Origin of the sequence: Myxococcus sp. CA033 (genome assembly GCF_013336625.1) — a bacterium.
In the GTDB taxonomy this organism is placed as follows: domain Bacteria; phylum Myxococcota; class Myxococcia; order Myxococcales; family Myxococcaceae; genus Myxococcus; species Myxococcus llanfairpwllgwyngyllgogerychwyrndrobwllllantysiliogogogochensis.
On sequence record NZ_JABUMU010000004.1, the window covers coordinates 383915 to 409728 of the forward strand.

Here is a 25814-nt window from a genome sequence, read left to right on the forward strand (position 1 = left end):
TGGTCTCCGTCGCTCCTTGGGCTGACGAACACGTGGGTTGAGTTCACCCCATCCCCTTGCTTGGGTGACGAGGAGCGCACCAGCGGACGTCCCGGACAGTGGGCCCTTTGACGCTTGGCGATGGAAGGGTTTAAGAGTCCGCATGCACTTCGACTGGACCTTTCTGGTTCGCGTGAGCGCGCTGGTGTTGCCCGCCATGCTGCTCATGGTTCTGCATGGCGCGGCGGCGAACGCCGCGGAGACGAGCGCCCCGATGGAGAAGCTGGCGAGCCGCCGCATCTTCTTCGGACACCAGTCGGTGGGCGGCAACATCCTCGACGGAGTGAAGCAGCTTCCCGCCTCCCCGCAGGGACTGGTGCCGCGCGTGGTGGAGGTCCAGAGCCCCACCGAGTCGCTGGCGCCCGGCACCCTGGCCCACGCCATGGTGGGACAGAACGAGAAGCCCGAGTCGAAGATCGCCGACTTCGAGCGGATGATGGACGCGGGGCTCGCGAAGTCGACGGACGTGGCGTTCTTCAAGTTCTGCTACATCGACTTCAACGGAGCCACGGACACGCGCGCGCTGTTCGAGAAGTACCGCGTCGCGATGGAGGGCCTGAAGGCGCGTCACCCGGGCACCACGTTCGTCCACGTCACCGCGCCGCTCACCACGGTGCAGCGCGGCGCCAAGGCGTGGCTGAAGGAGCTGCTCGGCCGACCGGTGTGGGGCATCGCCGAGAACGTGCAGCGCGAGACGTTCAACGAGCTGATGCGCAAGGCGTATGGCGGCAAGGAGCCCCTCTTCGACCTGGCGCGCCTGGAGTCCACGGCGCCCGACGGGACACGGGAGACCTACGAGCTGAACGGGCAGACGTGGCCGGCGATGGTGCCGGGCTACTCGGACGACGGCGGCCACCTCAATGCGACGGCGCAGGCGCGGCTGGCGAAGGAGCTGCTCAACTTCCTGGCGGGCCTGCCCGCGCCCGTCGTGCAGCCCCCCATCCCCGCTGTCCAAGCCACGCCGTGACATGATGCCGTTCCATCAATCACTGTCGCGCGAGCTCGGGGGCCTCCTGTCCCGCCTGAAGTTGAGGCGATGTCAGGAGGTGGGGGACTCGCCCACGGTGCTGGGCCGCGTGTGGATTCACGGCGCGGGCCGCGTGCACGTGGGCTCCCGCGTGGTGCTGGATGGACGGCTGGCTCCCATCGAGCTTCACGCCATGTCCAGCGACAGCCTCATCATCCTGGGGGACGACGTCGCCATCGAAGGCGGCGCCTCCTTGGAGGCCCTGAGCTCCATCACCGTGGGCCCGGGCGCGAGGCTGGGGGCATTCATCAAGGCGATGGACAACCAGCACCACCCGCTGAGGGGCAACCGCCACGAGCGGCCTCCGTCGGTGCCGATGGTCATCGCGGAGGGGGTGACGGTGGGCAGCCGCGCCATCCTCCTGCCAGGAGCGCAGCTCCAGAAGGGCTGCACCGTGGCGCCCGGCACCGTCATCTCCCGCAAGATTCCCGCGGGCGTGACGGTGGGCGGCGCGCCCGCCCGGGTGTTGCGCAGGGAGGTGACGGGATGACGTCGCGAATGCCATTCGTCCGGGTGCCTGCCGTGGTGGCCCAGTTGGAAGCGCTGCGCAAGTCCGTGGAGCCTCGGGCCCAGCGCGCGGTGGCGATGGTGCGCGCCCGCTGGCTGTTCCGCGCCGTCCAGTCGGTGGGGCACCACGTGGCCGCCTACGGGCCCATCTCCGTGCACAACGCGGGGGAGATGGTGCTGGGAGACCGGCTCACCTTCGTGGGCGGAATGCTGCCCAGCTCGCTCGTGTGCCATCCGGGCGCGCGCCTGAGCATCGGCGAGGAGACCCAGTTCAACTACGGTGTCTCTCTGGAGGCGTGGAAGTCGGTGAGCGTGGGAGCCCGGTGCATGTTCGCGTCGTTCATCCGGGTGGGAGATCGGGATGGACACCACACCGCGCCCATCGTCATCGAGGACGACGTCTGGGTGGCCCATGGCGCCATCATCATGCCCGGGGTGCGCGTGGGGGCTCGCTCGGTGGTCGCCGCCGGCAGCATCGTCACCCAGGACGTGCCGCCCGACACGCTGGCCATGGGCAATCCCGCACGCAACATGAGCCTGGAGCTGGTTGCTCGCGACACAGGCAGCTGAGCGCCTCAAGCCTTTTTCCCGGGTGCGTCTTCTTCACGCCCGGATTGCTTCCGCACCCTTCCACCGCATTTCCAGACAGGACTTCCTACCGTGAGCATTCGTGAACGCATTCGTACCTTCATCGTCGACACGTTCTTCGTGGACGAGTTCGGCGATGACGACTCCTTCCTGCGCAAGGGCCTCATCGACTCCACGGGGATGATGGAGCTGGTGGCGTTCCTGGAGCAGGACTTCGGCCTCAAGCTGGAGGACAAGGAGCTGGTGCCGGAGAACCTGGACTCGCTCACGCGCGTCGTCGCCTTCGTCGAGCGCAAGCAGCAGCGCCTGCCGCAGGTGGGCTGAGAGCGAGCGCGCCATGTGTGGCATCGCGGGCTTCACCTACCCGGCGGGAGGGGGCGCCGGGGCCGCGCGGGCGGAATCCGCCGAGCGGCTGCGCAGGATGACGGCCAGCATCCGCCACCGGGGCCCGGACGCGCAGCGGGCCCTGTTACTGGACGGCGTGGCCCTGGGCCATACGCGGCTGTCCATCGTCGACCTGGAGGGCGGACACCAGCCCATGCGGGACGCGGCGACGGGGCTCACCGTCGTCTTCAACGGGGAGATCTTCAACCACGTGGAGCTGCGCGAGCAGCTGTCGGGGCAGTACGCCTTCCGCACGCGCTCGGACACGGAGGTCATCCTCGCGGCGTTCCTGGTGTGGGGCATCGACTGCGTGCGCCGCTTCGAGGGCCAGTGGGCCTTCGCGCTGTGGGACCCGCGTGACGCCACGCTGTGGATGTCGCGAGACAGGGTGGGCATCTGCCCGCTGTTCTACGCGGAGCTTCCCGGGGGACACCTCGCGTTCGGCTCGGAGGCCAAGGCCCTGTTCGCCAGCGGGCTGGTGACGCCGTCCCTGGACGCTCGCGGGCTCAAGCAGACCTTCCAGCTGTGGTCGCCGGTGGCGCCGCGCACCTCGTTCGAGGGCGTCCGGTTGTTGCCGCCCGCGCACTCGGCGCGGTTCCGCGCGGGGACGCTGGAGACGTTCCGCTACTGGGACCTGGACTTCGGCGTGGAGCCGAGCACCGCGAGCGCGGAGCGCATCCAGGAGGAGCTGGGCGAGGCGCTGGAGCGCGCCGTGCGACTGCGGCTGCGCGCGGACGTGCCGGTGGCGGCGTACCTGTCGGGCGGACTGGACTCCAGCCTCCTGTGCTCGCTGGCGCAGGAGCAGTTGGGTGGGACGCTGCGGACGTTCTCCGTGGGCTTCGCTCACGCGCGCTTCGACGAGCGTCAGCATCAGGCCACGGTGGCGGAGCAACTGCGCACGCAGCACCGCGTGGTGGAGATGAGGGACGGGGACATCGGCACGCTGGTGCCCGGCGTCATCTTCCACGCGGAGCAGGCGATGATGCGCTCGGCGCCCGCGCCCTTCCTGAGGCTGAGCGAGTGGGTGCGGGAGAACGGCATCCGGGTGGTGCTCACGGGAGAGGGCTCGGACGAGATGTTCCTCGGCTACGACCTCTTCAAGGAGACCAAGGTCCGGCAGTTCTGGGCGCGGCAGCCGACGTCGAAGTGGCGGCCCCTGCTGTTGCGAAAGCTCTACCCCACCCTGTCGGTGAGCCAGCAGAACGTGGAGCTGCTGCGCGAGTTCTTCGGCATGGGGTTGGAGGACCCGGGGAGCCTGGGCTTCTCGCATCTGGTGCGCTGGTCCAACAGCGGTCGAATCCTCCGCTTCCTCGCGCCGGACTTCGCGGCGAGCGTGGTGGACGAGGACCCGATGGCCTCGGTGCTGGCGACGGTGCCGAAACACGTGGCCTCGTGGCGGCCCCTGGCGCGCGCGCAGTACCTGGAGGCGAAGACGCTGCTGTCCGGATATCTGCTGTCCGCGCAGGGCGACCGCATGCTGCTGGGCAACGCGGTGGAGGGACGCTTCCCCTTCCTGGACACATCGGTGATGGAGCTGGCTGCGCGAATCCCCGAGCGCGTGCGACTGAAGGGGCTGGACGAGAAGCATGTCCTCAAGCGGTTCGCCCAGGGCCGCGTCCCCGCGTCCATCCTGGAGCGCAGCAAGTTCCCGTACCGCGCCCCCATCGCCGGAGCACTGGTGGGGCCGGAGGCGCCCGCATGGGCCAGGGAACTGCTGGCGCCAGAGGCCATCGCGAAGGTGGGAGTCTTCGACGCACGCAAGGCGGAGCGACTGGTGGCCAAGCTGCGCGCGCCCAACGCGGCGGAGAGCGAGGCCGACACCATGGCCCTGTTCGCCATCGCGTCCACGCAGTTGCTCGCGCAGCACTTCCTCACCCCGCGTCCGTTGCCGCAGGCCGACGTGGACGCAGTGGTGCTGGAGGCCGCATGAGCGCGACGGACTCCTCACCCGCCAGGGTGTCTTGCCATTCTGAGCACCCGACAGCCACCCCTGCCTGGGGACGAGAGGGCTCATGAGTGCGACGGACTCCGCACCCGCGTGGGTGCTTGGCCATGCGGAGCGAACGCCGGACGCGTCGGCGGTGGACTCACCATGGACGCGGCTCACGTATCGACAGCTCGCGGAACGGATGCGGGCCCTCGCGGGACACTTGCAAGCAGCGGGCGTAGTGCCCGGAGACAAGGTGCTCATCGCCCTGCCCCTGGGATCGGCGGGCGCGGTGGCCTCGCTCGCGGTGCAGTCCCTGGGCGCATGCGCGGTGGAGCTCGATCGGGAGACGGGAGCGACGTCCGTCGACGCCATCCTCACGCAGACCGGCGCACGCCACGCCTTCATCTTCGGGCAGGACACACGCAAGTGGGCGGGCAAGCCAGGACTGGGACACCTGTACGTGGTGCACTCCGCGCGCCCACCCGAGCGGATGATCCAGGCGCTGTCACCCGCGACGTGCACACGGGTGCAGGAAGACGGAGCGCTGGACGCAGACACCCAGGTGACGCCGCTGGACGCGCTGCCCGCGACGCCGGCCCACGCCCACGCGTCCATCGTCTACACGTCTGGCAGCACGGGCACGCCCCGAGGCGTCATCCAGACCTTCGGCAACATCGCCGCGAACACGCGCTCCATCGTCGAGTACCTGGGCCTGTCTTCCCGTGACAGGGCGCACCTGGTCCTCCCCCTGCACTACTGCTACGGCAAGAGCGTCCTCCAGACTCACCTGCTCGTGGGTGGCTCGGTGTTCCTGGACCCGCGCTTCATGTACCCGCAGGTCGTGCTGGAGGCGATGGTGGCGGAGAAGAGCACGGGCTTCGCCGGCGTGCCGCTCACCTTCGAGCTCTTGCGCAGACAAGCCGGCGCGGAGGCCCTGTCGAAGCTGCGGCTGCGCTACGCGACGCAAGCCGGCGGCGGCATGTCACCCGACACGATTCAGTGGACGCGTGAAGCGCTCTACCCCGCCGAGCTGTACGTCATGTATGGGCAGACCGAGGCCACCGCGCGACTGAGCTACCTGCCACCGACCCGAGCCACGGAGAAGGCCGGCTCCATCGGCGTGGCGATTCCCGGTGTCGAGCTGCGCGTGGTGGGCGAGGACGGCAAGGCACTGCCCACGGGCGAGACGGGCCACCTGGTGGCGCGCGGAGCCAACGTGACGCCGGGCTACCTGGGCGCCCCCGAGGAGTCGGCGGCCATCCTCAAGGATGGCTGGCTCTGGACGGGCGACCTGGCGTGGCGGGACGCGGACGGCTTCATCTTCCTCGTCGGCCGCGCCAAGGAGATCCTCAAGGTGGGCGGCCACCGGGTGAGCCCCGCGGAGATGGAGCATCAGCTCGCGCGGCACCCTTCGGTGCGCGAGGTCGCCGTCGTCGGCGTGCCGGACGCGCTGGGGGGTGAGGCGGCGTGCGCCGTGGTGGTGCTCCAGGAAGGCGTCGAGGTCAAGGAGGACGACCTGCGGCGGTTCTGCAGGGAGTCGCTGCCGGCGCACAAGGTGCCCCGGCACGTGGTGTTCGTGGAGGCGCTGCCGCGCGGGCCCAGTGGGAAGGTGCTCAAGGCGGAGCTGCGCACCCAGTATTCGTCGGTCGGTTCTTCGTGAAGGGATTGAGAGGGGTCCACACAATGAGTTTCTCCAAGCAGGTGCTGGAACTGGATTGGGAGGCGAAAGCCACCGAGCTGTCCGAAGGGCTGCGCGAGACGGTGCTGAAGAAGCTGCGCAAGCGCGGCCTCGTGGTGGCCATCTCCGGCGGCATCGACTCCGCATGTGTCGCGGCGCTGGCCGTGCGCGCGCTGGGTCCCGAGCGCGTCTTCGGCATCCTCCTGCCGGAGAAGGACTCCAGCGGATGGAGTTCGCAGCTGGGCCGCAAGCTCTGCGAGAAGCTGGGAATCAAGTACCAGCTCCACGACATCGCCCCCATCCTCGAGGCCGCCGGCTGCTACCGGCAGCGCGACGAGGCGGTGCAGTCCGTCTTCCCGGAGTTCACGCCCGACATGAAGTGGAAGATTGTCATGCACGGCGACCGGCTGAACACGGACGCGGTGAACTTCTTCTACGTCGTGGTGCAAGTGAATGGCGAGGAGCGCCGCTTCCGGCTGCCGCCCCAGGCGTATACGCAGATTGTCGCCGCGACGAACTTCAAGCAGCGCACGCGGAAGATGATGGATTACTTCCACGCGGACCGGCTGAACTTCGCGGTGGCGGGCACGCCCAACCGGCTGGAGTATGACCAGGGCTTCTTCGTGAAGCTGGGCGACGGCGCAGCGGATGTAAAGCCTATCGCCGGCCTCTATAAAACCCAGACATACAAGCTGGCCAAACACCTGGGCGTCATCGACGAAATCACCAGCGGCGAGCCGACCACTGACACGTTCAGCCTTCCCCAGTCGCAGGAGGACTTCTACTTCTCCGTGCACTACTCGCAGCTGGACTTGCTGATGTGGGCCAAGAACCACGCGGTGTCCACGGAAGAAGCCGCGCAGGTGATGGGCCTGACGCCCACGCAGGTGCAGCGCGTCTACGACGACATCGACCAGAAGCGCCGCAGCACGGCCTACCTCCACTCACCGCCGCTGCTGCTGGAGAAGGTGCCGGAGCTGGAGCCGTACAAGCTCGGCTGAGCCTGGGGCCCGCCCGAGTGGCGGGAGGCACTCCACCACCTCCCGCCCGGCGCGCCGCTCATTCGAACTCGTCGCAAGCCTCTGCGCGGACAGGAATGCCCTTTCGCGCGTCGTCGCGGACGTACAGCTCGCCCTTGCGGAAGAAGTCCTGGCCGCCCTGCAGACGCACCACGTTGCGCTTCGCGTCCGCCACCGTCCACTGCAGCGTCTCGCGCGAGCCTCCCGCGTACGCAACCTCCAGCGTGGACGCGCCAGCAGCGGCTCCCGCCTTCACGGCCGTCAGCTTGCCTTCGAGGCTGTCCTGCCCGAAGTCGACCTCCAAAGCGCCGTCCGACTTCACCGTCACCGCGGGGATGGCCGAGCCACAGGGCTGGTCGATGACGTAGCCCTTCCCCTTGCGATGCACCTGCACCCACCGGCCCACGAGCGCCTTCACATCCATGGCGCCCGAAGCCGCGGAGGCCTCGCCACCCGCGTGCACGGGACAGTCCAGCTCCGAGTACGCCAGCTGCCCCACCCGCACCTGCTTCCCCTGGACGACGCGCACGGGCACCACGTCCGGCGGCGGTGACTCCGCGAACACCTGCACCGCGTCACCCGAGGCCAGCGCCGCGCCGCCATTCGCCCCATCCACCGTCTTCAGCGCCGCCTGCGCCGCCTTCACCTTGCACGTCGTCAGCGCCGTCGAGGATGAGCGCGAGAAGCCGTCCTGGCCGGACCACCCCGCCCCGCAGCACCCCGTCCCCGGACCCTTCAACACCAGTCGCTCGGATTCCAGACCCAGCGTCCAAGTGCCCCCAGGCTGGAAAGTCGACAGTGTCCAATCCTTCACGGACTTCTTCCGCACGGCCAGGGTGCAGTCACATTCACCCATGCCCTGCCCTTGTGGAAAAGTTGAGGTGTATTGAACGAGCGTCTGGTTGTCGCCCTCGAGCACCGCGAGGGTGCCGCCCTCTCTGGCATAGACGCCGGTGAGGGCCTGTTGCTGCGCGGCGGCAAGAGTGGCCCACAGACACAATGACGCGCCTGCCGCGCGTCCATAACGCAGTGCATTCATTCGCGATCCCTTGTTCGAGTTCCGCGGGGAATGGCGCCTGTCCTAGCTCTGGCGCACCCAGGAAGTCAGTCAATTCCTTGGGGGGTCGAGGCAACTCTAATTCTCAGCGTTCGACAATCCTGACATCTGTTGTTCCCACACCCCATCGTTTCCAATCGCGGAGCGCCCATGTCCCCCCGCATTGAAGGTCGTCAGCAGACGTACTCGCCCACTTCGACGCAGGCCTCGGGCCTGCCGCAGGGCCGTGACGCGCAGTTGAACCTGCAGCAGCTCTGGCCGTACATCGAGAAGTACGCGCAGAAGTACGGCGCGGACCCGAAAGTCCTCGCGGGCATCGTCGCGCAGGAGTCGTCGTTCAAGAACCACGGCGTGCACCAGGACGGCACGGGCCACGGGCTCATCGGCCTGGACGACAACGGCCTGCTGCCCTCGTTCGAGAAGTGGTCCGGCATGCAGGTGGGCCGCGGGGCGAACGCGCAGACGATTCCGCCCGAGAAGCAGATGGAGTTCCTCGCGAAGACGATTGGCGATCTGACCAAGAAGCACGGCAGCAGCCTGGCCGCCGCGCGCGAGTGGCACCGGGGCGCTGGCGCGATGAACGACGCGCGGGGCTACGACTACCAGAACAAGATCCAGAACCACATGAACAGCCTGTTCCCCGGCGGCAAGACGCCGAGCGGAACGACGGCCAACGTGCCCGACAGCACGGTGACGGGCGGCAACACCAACAACAACACGCCGGGCACCAGGCCGGGTGTGGCGGCGAACCAGGCGGACCCGCGCAAGCCGGTGGGTGAGTCGGACTATCAGATCAAGAAGGGTGACACGCTCTGGGGCATCGCCTCGAAGCTCAAGGGCCAGGGCATGGAGGGCTCGCACTGGGATGTCATCAACCAGATTCGCGAGATGAACCCGAAGATCACCGACCCGAACCTCATCCTCGCGGGTGACTCGCTCAAGCTGCCGGGGGTCGCGGGCAAGGACCAGAGCACCTTCACGCCGGGCACGAACAAGCCGGGGCCGGTGGACCTCAACCCGAAGCCCACGGGCCCGCAGGCCACGGACGGCGCCGCCCCTGTCACGGGTGATGGCCGCGTGGACCCGAGCAAGGTTCCGCAGATCAGCCAGTACAACCCGGCGGGCAAGAACGGCTCGTACACGAACGGCCCGGCGAACTGCGGCCCCACGTCGATGGCGCAGATCGCCCGCGCCTACGGCTACGGCAAGGACATGACGGACGCGCAGCTCATCAACCACCTGGGCAAGATTGGCGGCACGTCGTCCAACGGCACGGGCGTCAACGGCATCTCCGCGATGGCGAAGGCGATGGGCAAGGAGTCGGTGATGAAGGGCCCCGGCGCCAACGTGGAGTGGATCACCGAGCAGCTCAAGGCGGGCAAGCTGGTGGTGGCCAACGGCGACTACCACGCCATGCCTCCGCACCAGAACGAGGGCCGCACGTCCGGCCACTACGTCACGGTGGCGGGCATGGATTCCAAGGGCAACTTCATCGTCCGGGACCCGGCCGATGCGAACGTGAAGACGATCACTCCGGAGCAGATGAAGCACTTCCTGAGCTCCAACCCCAACGGCGGCTACCAGATGGCCATCGGCTGATGCGGATGGAGTGAAGTAGGCTTGCGCGGACCGGCACTCCCTGGGTGTCGGTCCGTTGCGTTTCCACACCCCGAGGTCCCGCGATGACGCAGAGCAAACCGACGCACACCTGTCTCTCCTGCAAGAAGACCGAGGGGGGCGAGGTGATTGGCTCCACCTACATTTCCACGGGCGAGAACGGGATGATCGTCCGCTTCTGGATGTGTGACGCATGCGCCCTGACGATGGGACCGGACCAGGGCCCCATCGACATGGACGAGCCCGCCGGGGCCGCGCAGCAGGGCTGAGACGAGCCCTCGCGCGGGGCGAGGAGCCGCGCGAGGGCCCGTATCGGCGGGTGGCCAGGAGCCCACGACGGGGTGGAGCACGGGCAGCGGGCGGGGTATGGAATACGGCGTCCCCGCCCCCGTCGGAGAAGTCATGAACAAGCTCCTTGGCCCTGTGTCCTTCGTCCTCGCCTCGGCCGCGCTCGCGGTGGCCCTCTGGGCCCCGGGGCGTACCGAGGCTCCCTCCGCCTCCGAGCGGCCCGAGCCTGTCGCCGCCCTGCCCGCCAGCCAGGAAGGCCTGGAGCGGCGCATCCAGGCGCTGGAGGACACCACGCTGAGCCTGTCCCGGCGCCTGATGGAGCTGGAGCGGCGGCCTGCGGTGGCCGGGACTGATGGAGGTGGCGCCGCGGCGCCCGCGCTGACGGCCGAACTGGATCAGCTCCGCGCGGAGGTGCGAGGGCTCATGACCGGGGAGACCCTGAGCACGGAGGGTGGCCGCGAGGCGCTGAAGGACGCGATGCGTTCGGTGCAGGAGGAGATGCGCACCGAGCAGTTCCGCTCGCGGCAGGAGGAGTGGATGCAGGCGCAGGTCCGCTCGACGGCCCAGCGCACGGAGCGAATCAAGCGGCTCGTGTCCGAGGCGAAGCTGAATTACTCCCAGGAGCAGGAGCTGACGCGTCGGTTGGAGGCCGAGGAGACTACGCGCAACACCCTGTTCGAGGAGGTGCGCACCGGCGCGAAGAATCCGCGTGAGATTCGCCAGGCGATGCGGACGCAACGGGAGGAGACGGACCAGGCGATGACGGCCCTGCTCGATGAGGGCCAGCGGGCCAAGTACGACGTCATGCGGCGCGAGGAGCAGATGAACTCCCGCCCCCGTGGCAATCGTGAGGGTCGGTCTCAGGACCCGTAGTCTGGGATTGGGAGGAGCTGTCCTGACAGGGCATGGCTGGCATCACCCCCAGACAGGAAGAGCAGCCCTCGAAGTCATCCACACGAGCATTGTCGCGCCCGGAAGAACGCCCCCGCGAAGGGAAAAGCTCGACCCCGTCGAGAGGTGGATTCGAGCCTTTCGCCCAGCTTCAACGCTCGACTACTCCTTGTACGAGGGAGGAACCGGGCGCGGGTCGCACGCAATGCCTGGGCACCGCTTGTTCTCCGAGCAGCTCCCATCGCAGCACTGGTACTGACGCGGCGGGCACACGGGGGCCCCAGCATCCTCCTCCACCCGTGGCGGCTCGGAGCGGACCTTCGCCTCACTCGACGCGTCTGGAGTTGGCGGCGCGGACGCATCGCGCTTCAGCTCGTCCCCGGGCCCCCTGCATCCCAGGCCGACCAGCAACACCCCCGCCACCATCCACCGCGACCACTGATTCGACTTCACGAACATCGGCATCCTCCGTGAGGCTGCGGCCACTCCGCCCATGACGCGGCGGCCCTCTCAAAAACAAGGGGCGGCCCCGGAAACCTCCCGGGACCGCCCCTCACATTTCCCGTTCCGACCTCATGCCCAGGCCGGACGAAGCACTAGCTCCTGCGACGACGGCGCAGCGCGAGCGCCAGAATGGCCAGGGCCGGCACCAGCGCACTGGTGGCACTGCCACCCGCCGCGCTGCAACCACCCTCGTCCGCCAGGTTCCGCACCGTCACCGCCACTTCGGCGGGCTCGCTCGAGCTCAGGTCATCCTTCGCCCGGACGCGGAAGAGCAGCACCGTGGTCTCCGACACCTCGGGGGCGACGAAGAATGCCTCCGCGGTATCCGACTTCTCGAGCTGCACGGACGGACCCGCGACCTGCGTCCACTGCCACGTGATGTCATTGCCATCGGCGTCCTCGGCCGAGGCGCGCATCTTCACGCCCGAGCCTTCGTGCACCGTGTAGCTGCTCATCGTGGTAACCACCGGCGCGTGGTTGTCGCGCGTGACGGTGATGGTCACGATGCTCGCCGCGCTGGCCTGTCCATTGGCCGTCGCCACGAGGCTGAAGCGCAGGACGATGGACGCCCCCGTCACTTCCGGAGCGGTGAAGCGCGGGGAGCCTGTGTCCGCCCCCGTGAGTTCCACCGTCGGACCCTCGGTCTGGGTCCAGGCGAAGGTGATGTCCTCGCCGTCCTCATCCACTGCGCCGCCCAACAGCGTCACCGTGGAGCCCGAGCCAACCTGCCGGTCCCCACCGGCATCCGCCACCGGAGCACGGTCCAGCTGGCGAACGGTGATGGTGATCTCCGCCTCGCTCTCGGCGATGCCGTCCGTTGCGATCAGGCTGAACGTGAAGGCGGTGTCCGCCGTCACCTCCGGCACAGCGAACGTCGGAGTGGCGCTGGTCTCGTCATCCAACGCCACCGCCGGACCCGCGGTCTGGGTCCACGAGAAGCTCAGCTCCTCGCCGTCCGCATCCGTCGAACCGGACGCATCGAGCGTGACGCTGCCAGAACGCTCATCCACCGTCGTGGGGCCGCCATCCTTCACGCGAGCCACGGGGACAGGGGCGTTGTTCACGTTGGCGACGAGGACCTGGACCACCTTGGGCTGGCTGGAGTCCGTGCCATCGCTCACCACGAGCTGGAACGTGAAGATGGTGTTCGCCGGAACCAGCGTGCTGAAGGTCGGCGTGGCCGTGTTCGCGCCGTTGAGCGTCACCGCCGGACCGCCAATCTGGGTCCACGCGTACGTCAGCGTGCTCTGCGCGGAGGCATCCGGATCGACGCTCCCCGTGCCGTTGAGGGTGATGACCCGGGGGGTCACCACACCGCCAGCGACCACGACCTCCGTTACCGTCTGGGACAGGCCCGCCTCCGCCACCGGCGCCACGTTGCAGGTCGGAGCCGTGCCCGTGCCGGTGAAGGTCTCCGCGACCAGCGAGTAGAACGGCGTCGTGTTGGTGATACCCGTGAGGCTGATGTTGGCGATATCCCAGCCATACGCGCCCACGCCACCGTCGGACGCATGACGGAAGCGCACTCGCACCTGATGGCCCGCGAAGTCCTGCCCGAAGTTGGCCGTGTACCGGGTGAACGAGGGATAGCCCGCGCTGAGGCGCGTGAACCCGCGCCAGCCGCCCAGGTAAGGATTTCCCTCATCAATCACCTCCACGTTGGGCATCGGATTCGTGGGGGAGATGGGCGGGATGAAGAGGTACCAGCTCTGCCACGGCCCCTCGTCGATGGACAACTCGATGGCACCACCATCGAAGTGGACCCAGACCCCGCTCAGGAACGCCGACTCGAAGCTGAAGCGGTGGAAGAACGTCAGCGTGAAGTCCTCATTCGCCGCGACATTGAACAGCGGCGAGGTCAGCCGCTTGTCGAGCGAGGTCGCCTCGTTGGAGGTGTGCCAGTACCCGGTCGTGGCGTAGCCGTTGTCCCACATCGGACGGTAGTTGAAGGTCGAGGCCACCCACGGGGTGTTCTGCGCCTCGACGTAGTCCGTGTCCGACGTATTGGGCTTCTCGTCGTAGTTGACCTGGCTGCGGAACGCACGAAGGGTCGTGCCGTTCAGCAGGTTGTGCGGGAACGTCACGTCCACGCCCAGGAGCGCGAGCGCGCCCGAAGTCTGAGCGGGAGCCGCCGTCAGGGCGACAGCCACGCTCGCCGTCGCCGTCGCACCGCGAGCGATGTTGCCAAACGAGAGCGAGCTGCCGCTCGAGAAGGCGCCCACGACGCCCGGGCTCGAGCCGTTGAACGCCGCGGTGGCCGTCACCGCGCTCAGGTTCCCGGCGCCCGCGTTGCGCACCGTCACCTTGAGCAGGCCCGTCTCGCCGGCGTCCAGCACGCCGTCCTTGTCGCAGCCGACGCTCGAGTCATCCAGGGTGATGCTCACCACCTCGAGGGCATCGCCCGTCTGGTAGCTCTCCACGACACCGATGTGGTCCGCGCTGTTGCGGTCCGCGACGCGCGCACCGAAGCCGGCACCGCGCTTGGCGAAGGCGCTGACGAAGCGCTGGTAGTCGGCGGGATCGCTGGCGGCGGCGACAGACAGCAGCGCGTCACGCCCCTCCAGGAAGGTGGGGCTGACCGGCGTGGCCTTGTAGGCGGCCACCAGGTAGCGCTTCATCCGGTCCTGTGCCTCCTGGAACGGATGGGCGTTCAACAGGCTCGCGTAGCACTCCCACAACATCGAGGCCCAGACCTCGCCCGAGTTGTGGACCTCCGCGTTGTTCCCGCCCCCGTTGGTCGGGTGGGTGGTCGGAATGGCCGTGCCGTCCGCCATGTGGCGGAGCGTCAGGCCGTTCTTGGCCATGTTCGTGCTGTACGGAACGCGGCGGATGCCGAAGTAGTAGCCCTGGTTGCGACCACCGCTCTGGGTGTAGCCGGCCATGCCGTAGGTGCCCTGCCACTGGTTGTTGCCGGTCCGGGTCACGTCCTCGGCGCGCACCGACAACAGCATGGCGTGGAAGTCACCCCAGCCCTCGCCCATGGAGCCGCCCTGGTTGTTCGTCAGACCCGAGCCGTTACCGACGAGGCGGTTGGAGATGTAGTGCCCCCACTCGTGCGCGACGATCTCGTTGTCGAGCGTGCCATCGCGGTCGAGGTCCGCGTTGCGGCGGAGGCGGCCCTTGACAGGCGCCGTGGCCAGCGCCGTCCGCCAGGCGTCACCGTCCGGCTTGGTCACCAACAGCGAAGGGATGGTGATGGCGCGGTCGACAGCGGCGACACCACTGGCGCCCATGGGCCCCAGAGCACCCGCGGCGCTGTTGGTGATGAAGACGCCGATGGCGCCCGCGCGCTGGGCGTTGAGGACCTTGTAGGCGAAGGAGCAGGTGCCGCGCTCGATGAGCGCGATCTTACCGGTGAACGGCGTCGTGCCACCGTACGGGTCGGCGCCAGTGTCATTCGCGCAGCCAATCCGGTAGGCCAGCGTCGTCGCCGCGTCCGGCCCCGTGGGGGGCAGCGCAAAATCACCCTCGAGGTTGAAGACCGTCGGCCCGAAGGACGCGGTGTACGAGAGGTAGCCGCGCGCCAGGGGCGCCGGCTCGCTCACCGTGAGTTCCGCCACGCCGTCGAAGACGTACTGCTGCATGCGAGGACGGGCGCCGTCGGCCGGAGTCGCCATGTTGGCGTTGTTACGGCCGCCGGAGTCCTGCGCCTCCACGCGAAGGCTGTCGTTCTCCAGGCCACCCCGCCCGAAGTTGCTCAACTGGGCGTTGCCGGAGGCCTCGTCGAAGCCCGCGTCGTAGAACCAGTCGTGCAGGAAGTTGGTGATGTAGAACAGGTTCACCACGGCGGCCAGACGCTGCGTCTGGTTCGCGGCGGGCGACTTCGTCAAATCGAACGTGTAGTCGAACCCGCGGCCCGCCACGTCGCTCAGCGGCGCACGCAGGTCGAAGCCCGGCTGGAAGCCGTCGCCACCACCGAGGTCCGCGTACGCATCGACGTTGTTACCCGTCGTCACCGTCGCGTTCGCCGGCAGCCACGGGTCATTGCGGCTGAACGGGAAGTTCTGCAGCGTCACCAGGTTGGCCGGGATGTTCAGGGGCGCCTGATAGCCATCCGGGGTGCCCGTGGGGTGCGGCGTGGCCTCGGTGCCCTGGGGACCGTCATAGGGCAGCTTGCTCGCCGGGTCCGCCCACACGCGGTAACTGAACTGCTCCGACACGGTCAGGTTGTGCTTGAGCAGCAGCGAACCGTCGCGCGCGTCGATGACGTAGGCGGTGTAGGAGGCGTCCGGGTTGCTCTCCGGGCCCGCGTTGACTTCCACGTAGTACGCCGGCACCAGGCCGTCGGGCATCGGGAAGAGGACCTTCTTCGAGCGCGGCGCCTCACCAAAGCCGTGCGTCGACAACTGGCGGGAGTCCACCGTGTAGTGGCTGTAGTCACCCTTCGCGCCCGCGGGCACCAGCGCCCGGGCGTCGAGCTGAGCGCCCGTCAGGTCCTGGAACGCGCGGGAGATGGCCTGCGGCGCCGAGACGCGGAAGGCCGACGCCTGGGCGTTCTTCTCGTCGTCCTGCTGACGCGGCTGCAGGTAGCCGGAGATGGCCACCAACTGCTGGCTGGCGTCCATGACGACCTTGACCTCGTTGCGGAACACCTCGATGCCATTGACCCGGCGGCCGTAGGTCGCGACCACCGCGCCCTCGCCCCCCTTGGGCATGTGCACCTGGCGCAGCTCCGCGCTGTTCACCTCGGAGGCGTTCAGGCGGTACAGGTCCGCCACGCTCCGCAGGTGCTCACGCGCCGCGGTGTTCGCGCTGGCCTGCGTCAGCGGGCGCGAGGCCTTCGCCTGGGGACCCGCGCTCAGGGAGCGCTCACTGAAAACGAAGGTCGGTACGCCGAGACGACCTTCCACGCTGTTGATGCGCAGTCCGCGCTGGGACGCCGACGCGGCGGACTGAGGCAGGGAGCGATCCGCCGGCGTGAGGAGGAAGGCATCAACCGCGGCCTGCCTCGCATGAGCCTGCGGGGACCACATCAGCACGGCGAGCACGGCGCTCACCGTGCCCATCCAAAGACGCTTCATGAACGACGACCTCTTTCGGGTGGTGTTGAGGGCCCCACGCCGTCGGACGCCTGCTCGGCCAGGGCGTCCAGAGGTTAAGGATTATTTTGTTATCAACACAATAGCCCCCCCTTAACTCACCCGCCGTTCCCGCCAGTAAATCAAGAATAAACTTCTTTGCTGGCTGAAAATACGGAGAAGGCGTGCTTGCGGGATGCAGTTGCGCGAGGGGGAAAGGCGTGCTTCAGCCGAACGGAGGGCGGGCGTTGTGAGAGATGACGAGGACCTCGTCCGGCCGGGCCTCGGCGCGCGCGTACGTGAGGAGCGCGGCGAGGCCATCCGAGTGCTTGGGTCCGGCCGTCTCCAGCACCACTTCCTCCCGGTGGGGGTGGAAGAGGTCGGCCTCGCCCAGGTTCTGCTCCATCCACCGCCGCCAGCCCGGCAGCGGGGCGCCCAGTGAGGGCTGCAGCCCCACCACGTCGTAGCCCTCCGGCGTGAAGGCCCGGTGCAGCCCCACCACCGTGGCGCCGGTGCCGAAGCCGCTCACCACCAGCCGCACGGAGGGATACGCCTCGCGCACGAAGTCGCGCAGCTCCGAGGCCCAGCCCTCCACGCAGCCCACGAGCGCGCCATTGGAGAGCTGTCGCGGCCAGCACCAGCCCTGTCGCTCGTAGCCCAGGGCCACCTCCCAGGCCTCGGAGAGCCGCCGCACGGTACGCACCTCGCCACCGAACCCCTGCCCTCGCAGGTAGGCGGCGCCCGCCGTATCCGTGAGCGCGAGCACCGGCAGCCCGCGCTCCTTGCCCAGCGCGTCCAGCGCGAGCGAGGACGAGGAACCCGACAACTCCACCAGCCCGCAGGCTCCCTCGGGCATCGACTCCAGGTAGCGCGAAAACGTCAGGTACTTGAGCCCCCCGGAGGGAAGCTCTCCTCCCCACAGCACCACCGGCCCAGCGGGGGACAGCCGTGACAGGGGAAAGTGCATGGGCGGACCTCCCTCAGTTGAGGCCCGCGTGGACACCCGGGCCCACGGCTGAACCTCGGCACCCTCTTGCCCTGGCGGCCAGTCCCCCCCTTCTCCCGCTGTCTTCCCGTGGACCGCGAGGCTGCCCGTCCGCTGACCTGGGACACTCGTCAGCCCCCGGGGGCGATGCGAAAGGTCTCCTGGGGCACCCTCCTGTGCGATAGTCACAATCAGCGAATCGCATGTTGCGCAGGCTCCTTCCCACGCTCGTGGCCCTGGGTTGTGGGCTCCTCGCCCTCGGTTGGGGGCTGGTGAGCCTTCAACGCATCTTCACGCGCGAGCGCGAGGACGCGCACGAGCAGGTCCGCTCCCGCCGCGACGCCCTGGCGCACGCCGCCACGGAGACCCTGCGACAAATCCTGGCCCGCCAGCTCGAGGAGCAGATCGCCGCCATCCACGCCGCCGTGGACAATCCGCTGGCTCCGGGCGAGGGCTTCTACCTCCAGTTCCGCGGCCACCAGTTCCTGCCGCGCCTCATCCACCCCCTGCCGGGCCAGGACATGCCCGCGCGCGCTCTCTACGAGATGCTCTCGGACCACGTCCGGGGTGGCGCCGCCCTGGGAGGCACCTGGGAGCCCCGGCTCACGCGACTGCGCGCGGCCGAGGCCGCCCTCCTCGCGGGCCAGACGTCGCGCGCCACGGCGCTGGTGGAGGAGTTCCTGCGGCACCACACCCGCCAGACGCTGCCCGTCGAGCAGGAGCTGCCCTTCCTGTTGCTCGCGGTGGAGCACCTGCAGCGCGGCCCCGCCACCACGCCGCTCATCCGGGCCCTGCTGCGCGAGGGACTTCCTGAGGAGTTCGGCGGCATCAGCCGGGGGGCGGGGCTGCAACGCGACTTGCTGCGCGAGCGCTCCCACTTCTCGCAGGCCGACTTCGACTTCCTCCAGTCCCGCATCCTCCGGCTGAGCCGCGCGCTGGGAGAGCCCACGCGCGACTTCCTGGAGCGCTCGCGCGAGGCGGGCGCCGGCATGCTGGTGATGCCCCCGGAGCTGGTGGAGCCGACCCTGCTGGGAGAGCAGTGGTACGTGGAGCCTCGCGGAGAGGTGCTGTACGGCATCTCCGTGGACATCGCGGCGCTGCTGGTCCCCATCGCCCAGGACATGCGCACGCGCGGGCTCTTCGAGTCGGACGGACAGATGCGGCTGGTGGGGGGACGCTCGGCGATGCCGGCACGGGAGCTCATGCTGCTCGTGGAGCTGCCCGAGTGGGCGCGCGTGGAGGCCAACATCGAGGCGCGTTATGGCCTGAAGACGTTGCTGGTGGCCGTGTGCGGTGCGCTGGCGGCGGCCATCGTCGCGCTGGCGCTGGTGGCGCAGCAGCGCAAGTACCGCTTCCTGGAGCTCAAGAGCGACTTCGTGGCCACCGTCTCGCACGAGCTGCGCACGCCGCTGGCCTCCATCCGACTGCTCGGCGAGACGCTGGAGCGCAAGCTGACCCATGCGCCCGAGGTGCGCGACTATCCGGCCCGCATCGTCCAGGCCGCCGACGGCCTCCACTTCCTGGTGGAGAACATCCTGTCGTTCAACCGCATCGACAAGGGCCGCTGGACGCTGCGCGCCTCACGCGTGCGCCTGGAGGAGCTGGTCAACCCGCTGCGGGACGACCTGGCGTCGGCCACCTCCGTGCCGGTGGAGCTGACCACCGACATGGACGACGCGGAGCTGGAGGCGGACCCGTCGCTCTTGCGCCTGCTGTTCTCCAACCTGGGCCGCAACGCGTGCGCCTACAACCAGCGCAGCCCCGTGCGCATCTCCGTCAGTGCCCGCGTGTTCGAAGGCCACGGCTGCACGATGCTCTTCCGCGACAACGGCGTGGGCATCCCCGAGTCCGAATGGGAGAACGTCTTCCAGGACTTCTATCGTTTGATGCCTCCCGGGCAGGAGGTCCACGGCAGCGGGCTAGGCTTGGCGCTGTGCCGGAAAATCATGAAGCTGCACCATGGCGATATCCAGGTGGCCTCCTCCACGCCCGAGGGGACCACGTTCGCGCTGACCTTCCACGAGCCGCGTCGATGACCACCTCCACCCCACCCTCCTCCACCCGTCCCACCATCCTCATCGTCGAGGACGATGCGCACCTGCGCGTAGGGCTCCGGGACAACCTGCTGGACGAGGGCTACGACGTCTCCGAGGCCCCGAGTACCCGCGACGCGGAGCCGCTCTTGCGTCAGCGCGAGTTCGACCTGCTCATCCTGGACGTGATGCTCCCGGGCGAGGACGGTTACAGCTTCTGTCGCCGCCTGCGCGCGCAAGGCGTCAAGAGCCTGGTGATGATGCTCACCGCGCGTTCGCTCGAGGACGACATCGTCCGGGGCTTCGACGCGGGGGCGCAGGACTACCTCACCAAGCCCTACCGGTTGAGGGAGCTGCTCGCGCGCGTGGGCGCGCTGGTGCGCCGTGCGGGCGTCGCGCCGACCCAGGTGTCGACGTTCGGCGGCTACACGCTGGACCTGGGCCGCCGCACCGTGACGAAGCCGGACGGCGTGGGCGTGGAGCTGACGCGCACGGAGTTCGACCTGCTCGCCTATCTGCTGCGCCACCGCGAGCGCGCGTTGCCCCGAGGAGAAATCCTGGACGCGGTGTGGGGCCGCGACGTGGTGGTGGACCCGCGCACGGTGGACAACTTCGTCTCCAGCCTGAAGAAGAAGCTCGGCTGGACGAGCGCGTCGGGCTTCACCATCCACACCCTTCGCGGGGTGGGCTACCGGATGGAGGTCTCCGCCTCATGACCGAACCGTGACGAAGAGATGGCCTGCCTCCGGCCATCCCACGTCGTGGACTCCGTAGGTTGAGTCCTGCGTGGACGGGGCGCTCCAAGCCAACTGCCCACGCCGGAGAACCACCGTGTGGTGCGGTGGACTCCGGGAGCGCCCGTCGGTGGGAGGAGGCTTCCGTGTTCAAGTCGGTCATCGAGCGGCAGCGAGCAGGGCGGTTGGGCCTGGGGTTGTGGTGGTCCGTGGCCGTCCACGCGGGGTTGTTCGGCGCGGTACTCGTCATCTCCGCCCGTCCCGCGGAGCTTCCCCCGGAGCCCGAGCCGGACATCGTCCTCACCCTGCAGCGGGGTCAGCAGCAGGTGGCCAAGGGGTACACGGCCCCGGCCCAGCCGAAGCAGGCCACCCCGCCGAAGCCGCGCAGGCCCAAGCGCACCACGATGCCCACGCAGATCAACCCGCTTCCGGCGGACCCTCAGCCGGTCGAGCCGGAGCCGGCGGCGAACCCCTCGGATACCGACGAGGTGGTGCCTCCGGGTGATGGCGTGCCGGGGGGCCACCCGGACGGAGATCCGACCAGCAACATCACCGGCGTGGCATTCATCCCTGGCCTGCCGAATGGCGTCGGCGACGGCACGGGCGAAGAGGTGCTCCCGTTCGGACAGGGCATGACGCAGCCCGTGCTCATGGGAGGCCCTCCGCTCGAGTACACCGAGCAGGCCCGCATGGCCCGCGTGGAGGGGACCGTCATCGCCAAGTGCGTCGTGACCCGCGAGGGAGACGTGCGCGACTGCCGCATCATCAAGGGCCTGGCGCACATGGACGAGGAGGTGCTGGATGCACTGCACCACCGGCGCTACAGCCCGGTGACCTTCCAGGGGCGCCCGCAGAGTGTCTCCTATGTCTTCACCCTCCGCTTCAAGCTGCCTCGCTGACCTGGGCCCGCCGCGCGTCCGTCACAAGTCGTAGCCGCCGACGGCGGACGCCGGCACCAGGACGTGCTTGAGCACATACGCCTTGAGGCGCTGCCGGACGTCCTCGTCCAAGGTGAGGACGACCTGGGGGTGGATTCGGGCCCCCACCTCGAAGAGCACCGCCTGCATCAGCATGCCGTCATCGGTGATGGAGGCCAGGCGGTCCAGCGTGGGGTCGGAGCGCTCCGTCTCGCCCTTCTGCTTCTGACCCGCGTGGACGATGAGCGCCGAGCCCAGGCATTCCATCTCCTCCACCGTCGTGTAGTGCTCCTTCTCGGTGCCGGTCATCTCCTGACGGTGCGCGGGCTCGCCCAGCCACAGCGCCTTGCAGTTGGCGAAGGCGAGCCAGGACGGGTCGTGGTCCGGATCGAACTGGACGGTGACGCCCTGGCCGGCCCGCTCGGCGTAGCCTCGGGGGACGATGGCATCCTCACGGACGACGAGCCCCAGTCCGGCGTTGGCGCGGAAGAACTGCCGGATGATGGGGTAGCGCGGGTTGAGGACCAGGCACCACGCCCAGGAGTCCAGGGCCTCATCGAAGCGCCCCAGCCGCGCGAACGCGTTGCCCAGGAAGAACCACGAGCGGTGGTCATTCGGGTTGATGCGGGTCGCCTTCTGGTAGTGCTCCAGCGCGGTGGCCGCGTCGCCCGCGAAGTACGCCGCGTCTCCCCGGAAGTTCCACGCGAGATAGCAGTCCGGGCACACGCGCGTGGCCTGTTCGTACAGCTTCGCCGCCTCCGCGTAGCGCTTCGCCTGGAAGTGAGGCTCCGCCTCGTCGAGCAACGCCCGCGCCTCCGGGTGCTCGGGCCAGTCGAGGATGACGAACTCGCCCTGCTCCGTCACCACGCGAGGGGCCTCGCGCGAGGGCACCCGCTGCGGCCAGAGCTGATCCGCCCAGCCCCCGGGAGGAGAGTCCTTTCCCTCGATGTTGTACGACACCGGGGACGCATCCATCCGCTTCACGATCTCCGCGGGATTGAGGAACGGAGGCTTGTCCGGCGCCTTCACCTCCGCGTCCGTCCCCGAGGTGAGCGCGGGTTTTTGCGTCGAAGCGCAGCCGGCCACGAGCACGAAGCAGAGGACGACGAGGGGGCGGCGCACGGGAGGCCCTTTCGGTGAGCGGTCGCCCCCAGTCTATGCCGCCCTCGTGCCCCGCTTGCCCACTCGTGAACGATTGAGCGCCTTCTCCCCTGGGGTGTCGCCGCCCCTGGCGCAGGCAAACTCGTTTTACAATGATGTCGGATAGCGCCTGATTTCGAACCACTGCGGTGACGCATCCGTTGCATTCACGAAGCGGGGAGGCAGGTCATGGAGCGAAGCATCGCGAAGGCAATCGTCCTGGTGAGCCTGGTGGCCTGGGGCTGCGGCGGTGGACCCGAGCCGCTGGAGGCCGACATCACCGCTTCGCGATGCGGGACGGAGGAGCCCTCGGAGGAGACGCTGACGCGGGTGGCCCAGGAGTCGACCCGAGGCGGCGTGAGCGCGATGCGGCTGCCGGGCTCGGTGCGGGTGCCGACCTATGTGCACGTCATTCGCCGGGGCACGGGCATCGCCAATGGGGACGTCCCGCTGGCGACGATTCTCGCGCAGCTCGAAGTCCTGAGTGCGGCCTATGGCGCCACACCCTTCTGGTTCGACCTGATGTCGGTGACGCGGACGACGAACGCCACCTGGTACGTGATGGCACCCGGCAGCGCGGCGGAAGCGGCGGCGAAGAATGCGCTTCACCAGGGCGGCAAGGAGTCCCTGAACCTGTACCTGGCGAATCCGGGGAATGGCCTCCTCGCGTGGGCCACGTTTCCGTGGGGTGTCGCCGGTGCGCCGCTCAGTGACGGCGTCGTGTTGTTGAATGCGGTGCTGCCCGGTGGCACCGCGTCGCCATACGCCCTGGGAGATACGGCCGTGCACGAGGTGGGGCACTGGCTGGGCCTGCTGCACACCATGGCGGGCTGCACGACGGACGACGGCGTGAGCGACACGTCTCGATCCAAGCCGACGTACACGTGCGTGGTGGGTGGCGACTCGTGTCCGACCGACATGGGGCTCGACCCGGTCCGAAACTACATGGGCTACGTCGATGACGCGTGCATGTCCGAGTTCACCCCGGGCCAGTCGGCGCGCATGGACTCGATGGCGCGCATGTATCGCTGACCCAGGGCTCCCGGGCCCCAAAGCACGCGCGTATCGGGGACTCGCCTGACTCAGCGATGAGCCAGCTCGGGCTCCGCTCTCAGCTGAGGCACCGCTCGCAGCTCCGTCACTCCGCCCTCGGCGAGGGGCTTCATCCGCGTCGTGGCGGTCAGCTCCGCGAGGATGCTCACCGCCTCGCGCGCCGCGGCCTCCGGACGCACGCTGGTATCGGAGATGCCCGCGATGAGCCGGGTGATGTCGTGGTCCGCCCTCCCCTGTCGCCACCAGGTGGTCGCGGAGGGCGCCGTCAGGTACGCGGAGAAGGCATGGTGCCCTGAGCCCGGCCGCTCGCCGATGACGTGGATGAGTGCTCGTGGCGCGCGTTCCTCCGCGTCACCGAACAACAACTCGCCCACCTGATACCCGGCTCGCACGCGTCCATGCTTCAGCACCAGGTGCTCCGGTGCCACCTTCCACCCCGCCGCGTCCAGCTCACGCCTCAGCTCCGTCAGGAACGGGTGCAGGTGCCCCTCATCCATCAGCGAGCGTGCATCCAGTCCGTCCGAGATGAGTATCTGCGCATCCCAGCGGCCCTCGTGCCTCAGCCGCAGCATCCGGACCGCCAGCTCGGAGGCCGAGTCCAGCCGCTCTCCCGAGGGCGGATGCAGGATGTAGTCGCGACGGTCCTCCGCGCACGTGCGCAACATCACCGCCTCGGGAATCCCCGCCACCACCGAGTCCGTCAGCTCCGACCAGAGCCCCACCTTCGCGTCCTCGTACAGGGCACGCAGCTCTCGCTCCAGCGACGGCTCCAGCTCCCACGGCGTCTCGCCATGTCCCACGGCCAGCGGAACGCCCCGCTCACGCACCGCCGTCATCTCCGAGCGCGCCTCCTCCAGGATGCTCGCGTCCGAGCGCTCATCCCCCTTGCGGCGGCGATACTGGAGATAGACCCAGGCCGGGTCCCCGAAGTGCTCGGTGGGCCGCCCCGCTGCATCGATGACCCCGAGCGACTGGAAGAAGGCCCACATCCGGTCGTCGACCTTGAGGCCCCGCTTCTCGCGCAGCCGCACGTGGTCCTGGAAGCTCGTCGTCAGGTAGCTGAGCATCGGGTCATTGCGCGTGGGCAACGCCATCAGATAGCCGGGCGCGGCCTCCACCACCTGCTCCAGACACCAGGTCAGGTCGTCCAGCGACACGTCCATGTGCAACGTCGAGCACACGTCCAGGCCAATCATCAGCCCGTGCAGCTTGCCCATGACGATGTCCTCCAGGCAGCAGCGCACGAGCTGCTCCCGGGTGCGGAACACCTCCGGACCGATGAACCCCGCCACGTCATTCACGTGAACCCACGGCGCGGGCGTCCGTCCCGCTCCGAGCTGCGCCAGCGACACCCGCGCCTTCAGCGCCCGTGCAAAGCCGTACTTGCGTGACTCATGCACCAGCATGTCGCAACCGAAGTGGTGCCCGTTCGTCGCGTCCGCGCCCTGCCCCGTCTCGAAGTAGAGCCCGTATCGCCCCGTCCGGCTCGCCGCATGCTCCGCCATCTTCTCCAGCGTGACGTCGAAGGTCCGATTCGCCGCCTCGTTGCCCGCAAGGCTCTGGAACCAGATGCCCGTGGTGCCAGGCCGCAGCGCCTCCACCTTCGCCTGCACGTCGATGTGCGAGAGCACGCAGTGAGGCATCACCTCCGTCAGTCCGAAGGTGACGAGGAGGTCGTGCAGCGCCGCCTCCACCGCCGCCACGGACTCCGGCGCGGAAGACACGGGATTCGTCCCGAGCACCACATCGCCCACCGCGAAGGACCAGCCGTTGAACACCTGCCAGCGGATGTCGTCCGGGTGGTCCGTGGGCGAGTTCGGCTGGAGCCGCGCACCCAGATATCCCTTCGCGCCCAGGTTGCTGCCCGGCAACGGATGGAAGATGCGCGAGCCCACTGCCTTGAGCTCCGCGTCGCTCATCAGCTTCACGACACACGCGATGACGTCGCTGCCCAGGCCCCCCAGGATGCCTTGGACATCCGCCTCGTCGGCAGAGAGCAGGTACGCCTTGAGCTGCCCCAGCGTCCAGTCCTCCAACCGCTGGAGCTCCTCGACGTCCAGGGCCTCCATCATGAAGGCGTGGAGCCGGTCCTCGAAGGGAGGGTGCGAATGCAGGTCGCCCAGCCGCGTGCGAGCCAGCAGCGCACGGGCATTCGCCCGGGAGTCCTCGTCGGCAGCGGCGATGCCGAGGGCCTCGTCACCCTCCTTGAACGCATTGGCTGCGCCGAGAATCCGCTGGAAGAGACGCGAGTCGAATGAACCTTGAACCCGATGGATGTAGCCGAACACGTCCTCACCTGTGAGGACGTCACGGAGACTGACGCTCATGGCGCGAGACAATGTATCCGGCGTTTCATTCCGGAAGCCATGCCCGCACCGCGCTGTCCGCTGGATGACGCCTGGGTG

20 protein-coding genes are annotated in these 25814 nt (G+C 68.7%); 14 read left to right on the forward strand and 6 right to left on the reverse strand.

Going from position 1 to position 25814, the window contains the following annotated elements; all coding sequences use genetic code 11:
• Positions 1-142: 142 nt before the first annotated feature.
• The 7 genes from HUA78_RS14380 to nadE all read left to right on the forward strand — a co-directional run bounded on the left by HUA78_RS14380 (position 143) and on the right by nadE (position 7154).
• On the forward strand, positions 143-1006 hold the full coding sequence (locus HUA78_RS14380) for a hypothetical protein (protein ID WP_141647596.1): 864 nt from the start codon (positions 143-145) through the stop codon (positions 1004-1006).
• 1 nt (position 1007) lies between these two features.
• A complete protein-coding gene (locus HUA78_RS14385; RefSeq protein WP_141647595.1) occupies positions 1008-1556 on the forward strand; it encodes an acetyltransferase in 549 nt (182 codons plus the stop codon).
• Positions 1553-2143, forward strand: coding sequence for a DapH/DapD/GlmU-related protein (locus HUA78_RS14390; RefSeq protein ID WP_174476498.1), 591 nt, complete (start codon positions 1553-1555; stop codon positions 2141-2143). Before HUA78_RS14385 ends, HUA78_RS14390 begins: the two co-directional genes overlap by 4 nt.
• Positions 2144-2233: 90 nt before the next feature.
• Positions 2234-2485, forward strand: a complete 252-nt coding sequence (locus tag HUA78_RS14395; protein ID WP_174476499.1) for an acyl carrier protein — start codon at positions 2234-2236, stop codon at positions 2483-2485.
• Positions 2486-2498: 13 nt separating this feature from the next.
• Entirely contained in the window at positions 2499-4475 is a 1977-nt protein-coding gene (gene asnB, locus HUA78_RS14400; protein WP_174476500.1) for an asparagine synthase (glutamine-hydrolyzing), read from the forward strand.
• Positions 4476-4557: 82 nt separating this feature from the next.
• Positions 4558-6135: a class I adenylate-forming enzyme family protein gene (locus tag HUA78_RS14405; RefSeq protein ID WP_174476501.1), complete on the forward strand. Its 1578-nt coding sequence runs from the start codon at positions 4558-4560 to the stop codon at positions 6133-6135.
• 23 nt (positions 6136-6158) lie between these two features.
• Positions 6159-7154 carry an NAD(+) synthase gene (gene nadE / locus HUA78_RS14410; RefSeq protein ID WP_174455051.1) on the forward strand — a complete coding sequence of 332 codons (996 nt, stop codon included), beginning with the start codon at positions 6159-6161 and terminating at the stop codon, positions 7152-7154.
• Between the two features lie 58 nt (positions 7155-7212).
• Here nadE and HUA78_RS14415 read toward each other — a convergent pair whose 3' ends face one another.
• Positions 7213-8211 (reverse strand): hypothetical protein, encoded by a 999-nt coding sequence (locus HUA78_RS14415; protein ID WP_174476502.1) that lies wholly within the window; start codon positions 8209-8211, stop codon positions 7213-7215.
• A gap of 168 nt (positions 8212-8379) precedes the next feature.
• On the opposite strand from HUA78_RS14415, the gene HUA78_RS14420 reads away from it, so the two are divergent.
• The 3 genes from HUA78_RS14420 to HUA78_RS14430 all read left to right on the forward strand — a co-directional run bounded on the left by HUA78_RS14420 (position 8380) and on the right by HUA78_RS14430 (position 11007).
• Positions 8380-9828: a C39 family peptidase gene (locus tag HUA78_RS14420; protein ID WP_174476503.1), complete on the forward strand. Its 1449-nt coding sequence runs from the start codon at positions 8380-8382 to the stop codon at positions 9826-9828.
• Between the two features lie 83 nt (positions 9829-9911).
• On the forward strand, positions 9912-10115 hold the full coding sequence (locus tag HUA78_RS14425) for a hypothetical protein (RefSeq protein WP_174476504.1): 204 nt from the start codon (positions 9912-9914) through the stop codon (positions 10113-10115).
• A 133-nt stretch (positions 10116-10248) separates the two neighbouring features.
• Positions 10249-11007: a hypothetical protein gene (locus HUA78_RS14430; protein WP_174476505.1), complete on the forward strand. Its 759-nt coding sequence runs from the start codon at positions 10249-10251 to the stop codon at positions 11005-11007.
• Between the two features lie 180 nt (positions 11008-11187).
• Here the strand turns inward: HUA78_RS14430 and HUA78_RS14435 are convergent, their stop codons facing one another.
• The 3 genes from HUA78_RS14435 to HUA78_RS14445 all read right to left on the reverse strand — a co-directional run bounded on the left by HUA78_RS14435 (position 11188) and on the right by HUA78_RS14445 (position 17514).
• Complete coding sequence (locus HUA78_RS14435; RefSeq protein WP_174476506.1) at positions 11188-11484, reverse strand: hypothetical protein; 297 nt, start codon at positions 11482-11484, stop codon at positions 11188-11190.
• 137 nt (positions 11485-11621) lie between these two features.
• Entirely contained in the window at positions 11622-16550 is a 4929-nt protein-coding gene (locus tag HUA78_RS14440; protein WP_174476507.1) for a myxosortase-dependent M36 family metallopeptidase, read from the reverse strand.
• A 223-nt stretch (positions 16551-16773) separates the two neighbouring features.
• Positions 16774-17514, reverse strand: a complete 741-nt coding sequence (locus HUA78_RS14445; RefSeq protein WP_141647745.1) for a hypothetical protein — start codon at positions 17512-17514, stop codon at positions 16774-16776.
• A 221-nt stretch (positions 17515-17735) separates the two neighbouring features.
• On the opposite strand from HUA78_RS14445, the gene HUA78_RS14450 reads away from it, so the two are divergent.
• The 3 genes from HUA78_RS14450 (at position 17736) to HUA78_RS14460 (ending at position 21198) form a co-directional block, all read left to right on the forward strand.
• Positions 17736-19568: a HAMP domain-containing sensor histidine kinase gene (locus tag HUA78_RS14450; protein ID WP_174476508.1), complete on the forward strand. Its 1833-nt coding sequence runs from the start codon at positions 17736-17738 to the stop codon at positions 19566-19568.
• A complete protein-coding gene (locus tag HUA78_RS14455; protein ID WP_141647747.1) occupies positions 19565-20281 on the forward strand; it encodes a response regulator transcription factor in 717 nt (238 codons plus the stop codon). The genes HUA78_RS14450 and HUA78_RS14455 overlap by 4 nt, the downstream gene beginning before the upstream one ends.
• Positions 20282-20445: 164 nt before the next feature.
• A complete protein-coding gene (locus HUA78_RS14460; RefSeq protein ID WP_174476509.1) occupies positions 20446-21198 on the forward strand; it encodes an energy transducer TonB in 753 nt (250 codons plus the stop codon).
• Positions 21199-21219: 21 nt separating this feature from the next.
• Here the strand turns inward: HUA78_RS14460 and HUA78_RS14465 are convergent, their stop codons facing one another.
• Positions 21220-22338 (reverse strand): tetratricopeptide repeat protein, encoded by a 1119-nt coding sequence (locus tag HUA78_RS14465; RefSeq protein WP_174476510.1) that lies wholly within the window; start codon positions 22336-22338, stop codon positions 21220-21222.
• Positions 22339-22545: 207 nt separating this feature from the next.
• Here HUA78_RS14465 and HUA78_RS14470 point away from each other — a divergent pair, with 207 nt between their 5' ends.
• Positions 22546-23388, forward strand: coding sequence for a zinc metalloprotease (locus HUA78_RS14470; protein WP_174476511.1), 843 nt, complete (start codon positions 22546-22548; stop codon positions 23386-23388).
• Positions 23389-23438: 50 nt separating this feature from the next.
• On the opposite strand, the gene eutB is transcribed toward HUA78_RS14470, so the two are convergent.
• Positions 23439-25736: an ethanolamine ammonia-lyase subunit EutB gene (eutB, locus tag HUA78_RS14475; RefSeq protein WP_174476512.1), complete on the reverse strand. Its 2298-nt coding sequence runs from the start codon at positions 25734-25736 to the stop codon at positions 23439-23441.
• Between the last annotated feature and the right edge of the window lie 78 nt (positions 25737-25814).

Excerpts from the sequence above, each read along its gene's own strand:
- HUA78_RS14380 (WP_141647596.1), top strand. The coding sequence starts at position 143 with ATGCACTTCGACTGGACCTTTCTGGTTCGCGTGAGCGCGCTGGTGTTG.
- HUA78_RS14385 (WP_141647595.1), top strand. The coding sequence starts at position 1,008 with ATGATGCCGTTCCATCAATCACTGTCGCGCGAGCTCGGGGGCCTCCTG.
- HUA78_RS14390 (WP_174476498.1), top strand. The coding sequence starts at position 1,553 with ATGACGTCGCGAATGCCATTCGTCCGGGTGCCTGCCGTGGTGGCCCAG.
- asnB (WP_174476500.1), top strand. The coding sequence starts at position 2,499 with ATGTGTGGCATCGCGGGCTTCACCTACCCGGCGGGAGGGGGCGCCGGG.
- HUA78_RS14405 (WP_174476501.1), top strand. The coding sequence starts at position 4,558 with ATGAGTGCGACGGACTCCGCACCCGCGTGGGTGCTTGGCCATGCGGAG.
- nadE (WP_174455051.1), top strand. The coding sequence starts at position 6,159 with ATGAGTTTCTCCAAGCAGGTGCTGGAACTGGATTGGGAGGCGAAAGCC.
- HUA78_RS14415 (WP_174476502.1), bottom strand. The coding sequence starts at position 8,211 with ATGAATGCACTGCGTTATGGACGCGCGGCAGGCGCGTCATTGTGTCTG.
- HUA78_RS14420 (WP_174476503.1), top strand. The coding sequence starts at position 8,380 with ATGTCCCCCCGCATTGAAGGTCGTCAGCAGACGTACTCGCCCACTTCG.
- HUA78_RS14425 (WP_174476504.1), top strand. The coding sequence starts at position 9,912 with ATGACGCAGAGCAAACCGACGCACACCTGTCTCTCCTGCAAGAAGACC.
- HUA78_RS14430 (WP_174476505.1), top strand. The coding sequence starts at position 10,249 with ATGAACAAGCTCCTTGGCCCTGTGTCCTTCGTCCTCGCCTCGGCCGCG.
- HUA78_RS14435 (WP_174476506.1), bottom strand. The coding sequence starts at position 11,484 with ATGTTCGTGAAGTCGAATCAGTGGTCGCGGTGGATGGTGGCGGGGGTG.
- HUA78_RS14440 (WP_174476507.1), bottom strand. The coding sequence starts at position 16,550 with ATGAAGCGTCTTTGGATGGGCACGGTGAGCGCCGTGCTCGCCGTGCTG.
- HUA78_RS14445 (WP_141647745.1), bottom strand. The coding sequence starts at position 17,514 with ATGCACTTTCCCCTGTCACGGCTGTCCCCCGCTGGGCCGGTGGTGCTG.
- HUA78_RS14450 (WP_174476508.1), top strand. The coding sequence starts at position 17,736 with ATGTTGCGCAGGCTCCTTCCCACGCTCGTGGCCCTGGGTTGTGGGCTC.
- HUA78_RS14455 (WP_141647747.1), top strand. The coding sequence starts at position 19,565 with ATGACCACCTCCACCCCACCCTCCTCCACCCGTCCCACCATCCTCATC.
- HUA78_RS14470 (WP_174476511.1), top strand. The coding sequence starts at position 22,546 with ATGGAGCGAAGCATCGCGAAGGCAATCGTCCTGGTGAGCCTGGTGGCC.
- eutB (WP_174476512.1), bottom strand. The coding sequence starts at position 25,736 with ATGAGCGTCAGTCTCCGTGACGTCCTCACAGGTGAGGACGTGTTCGGC.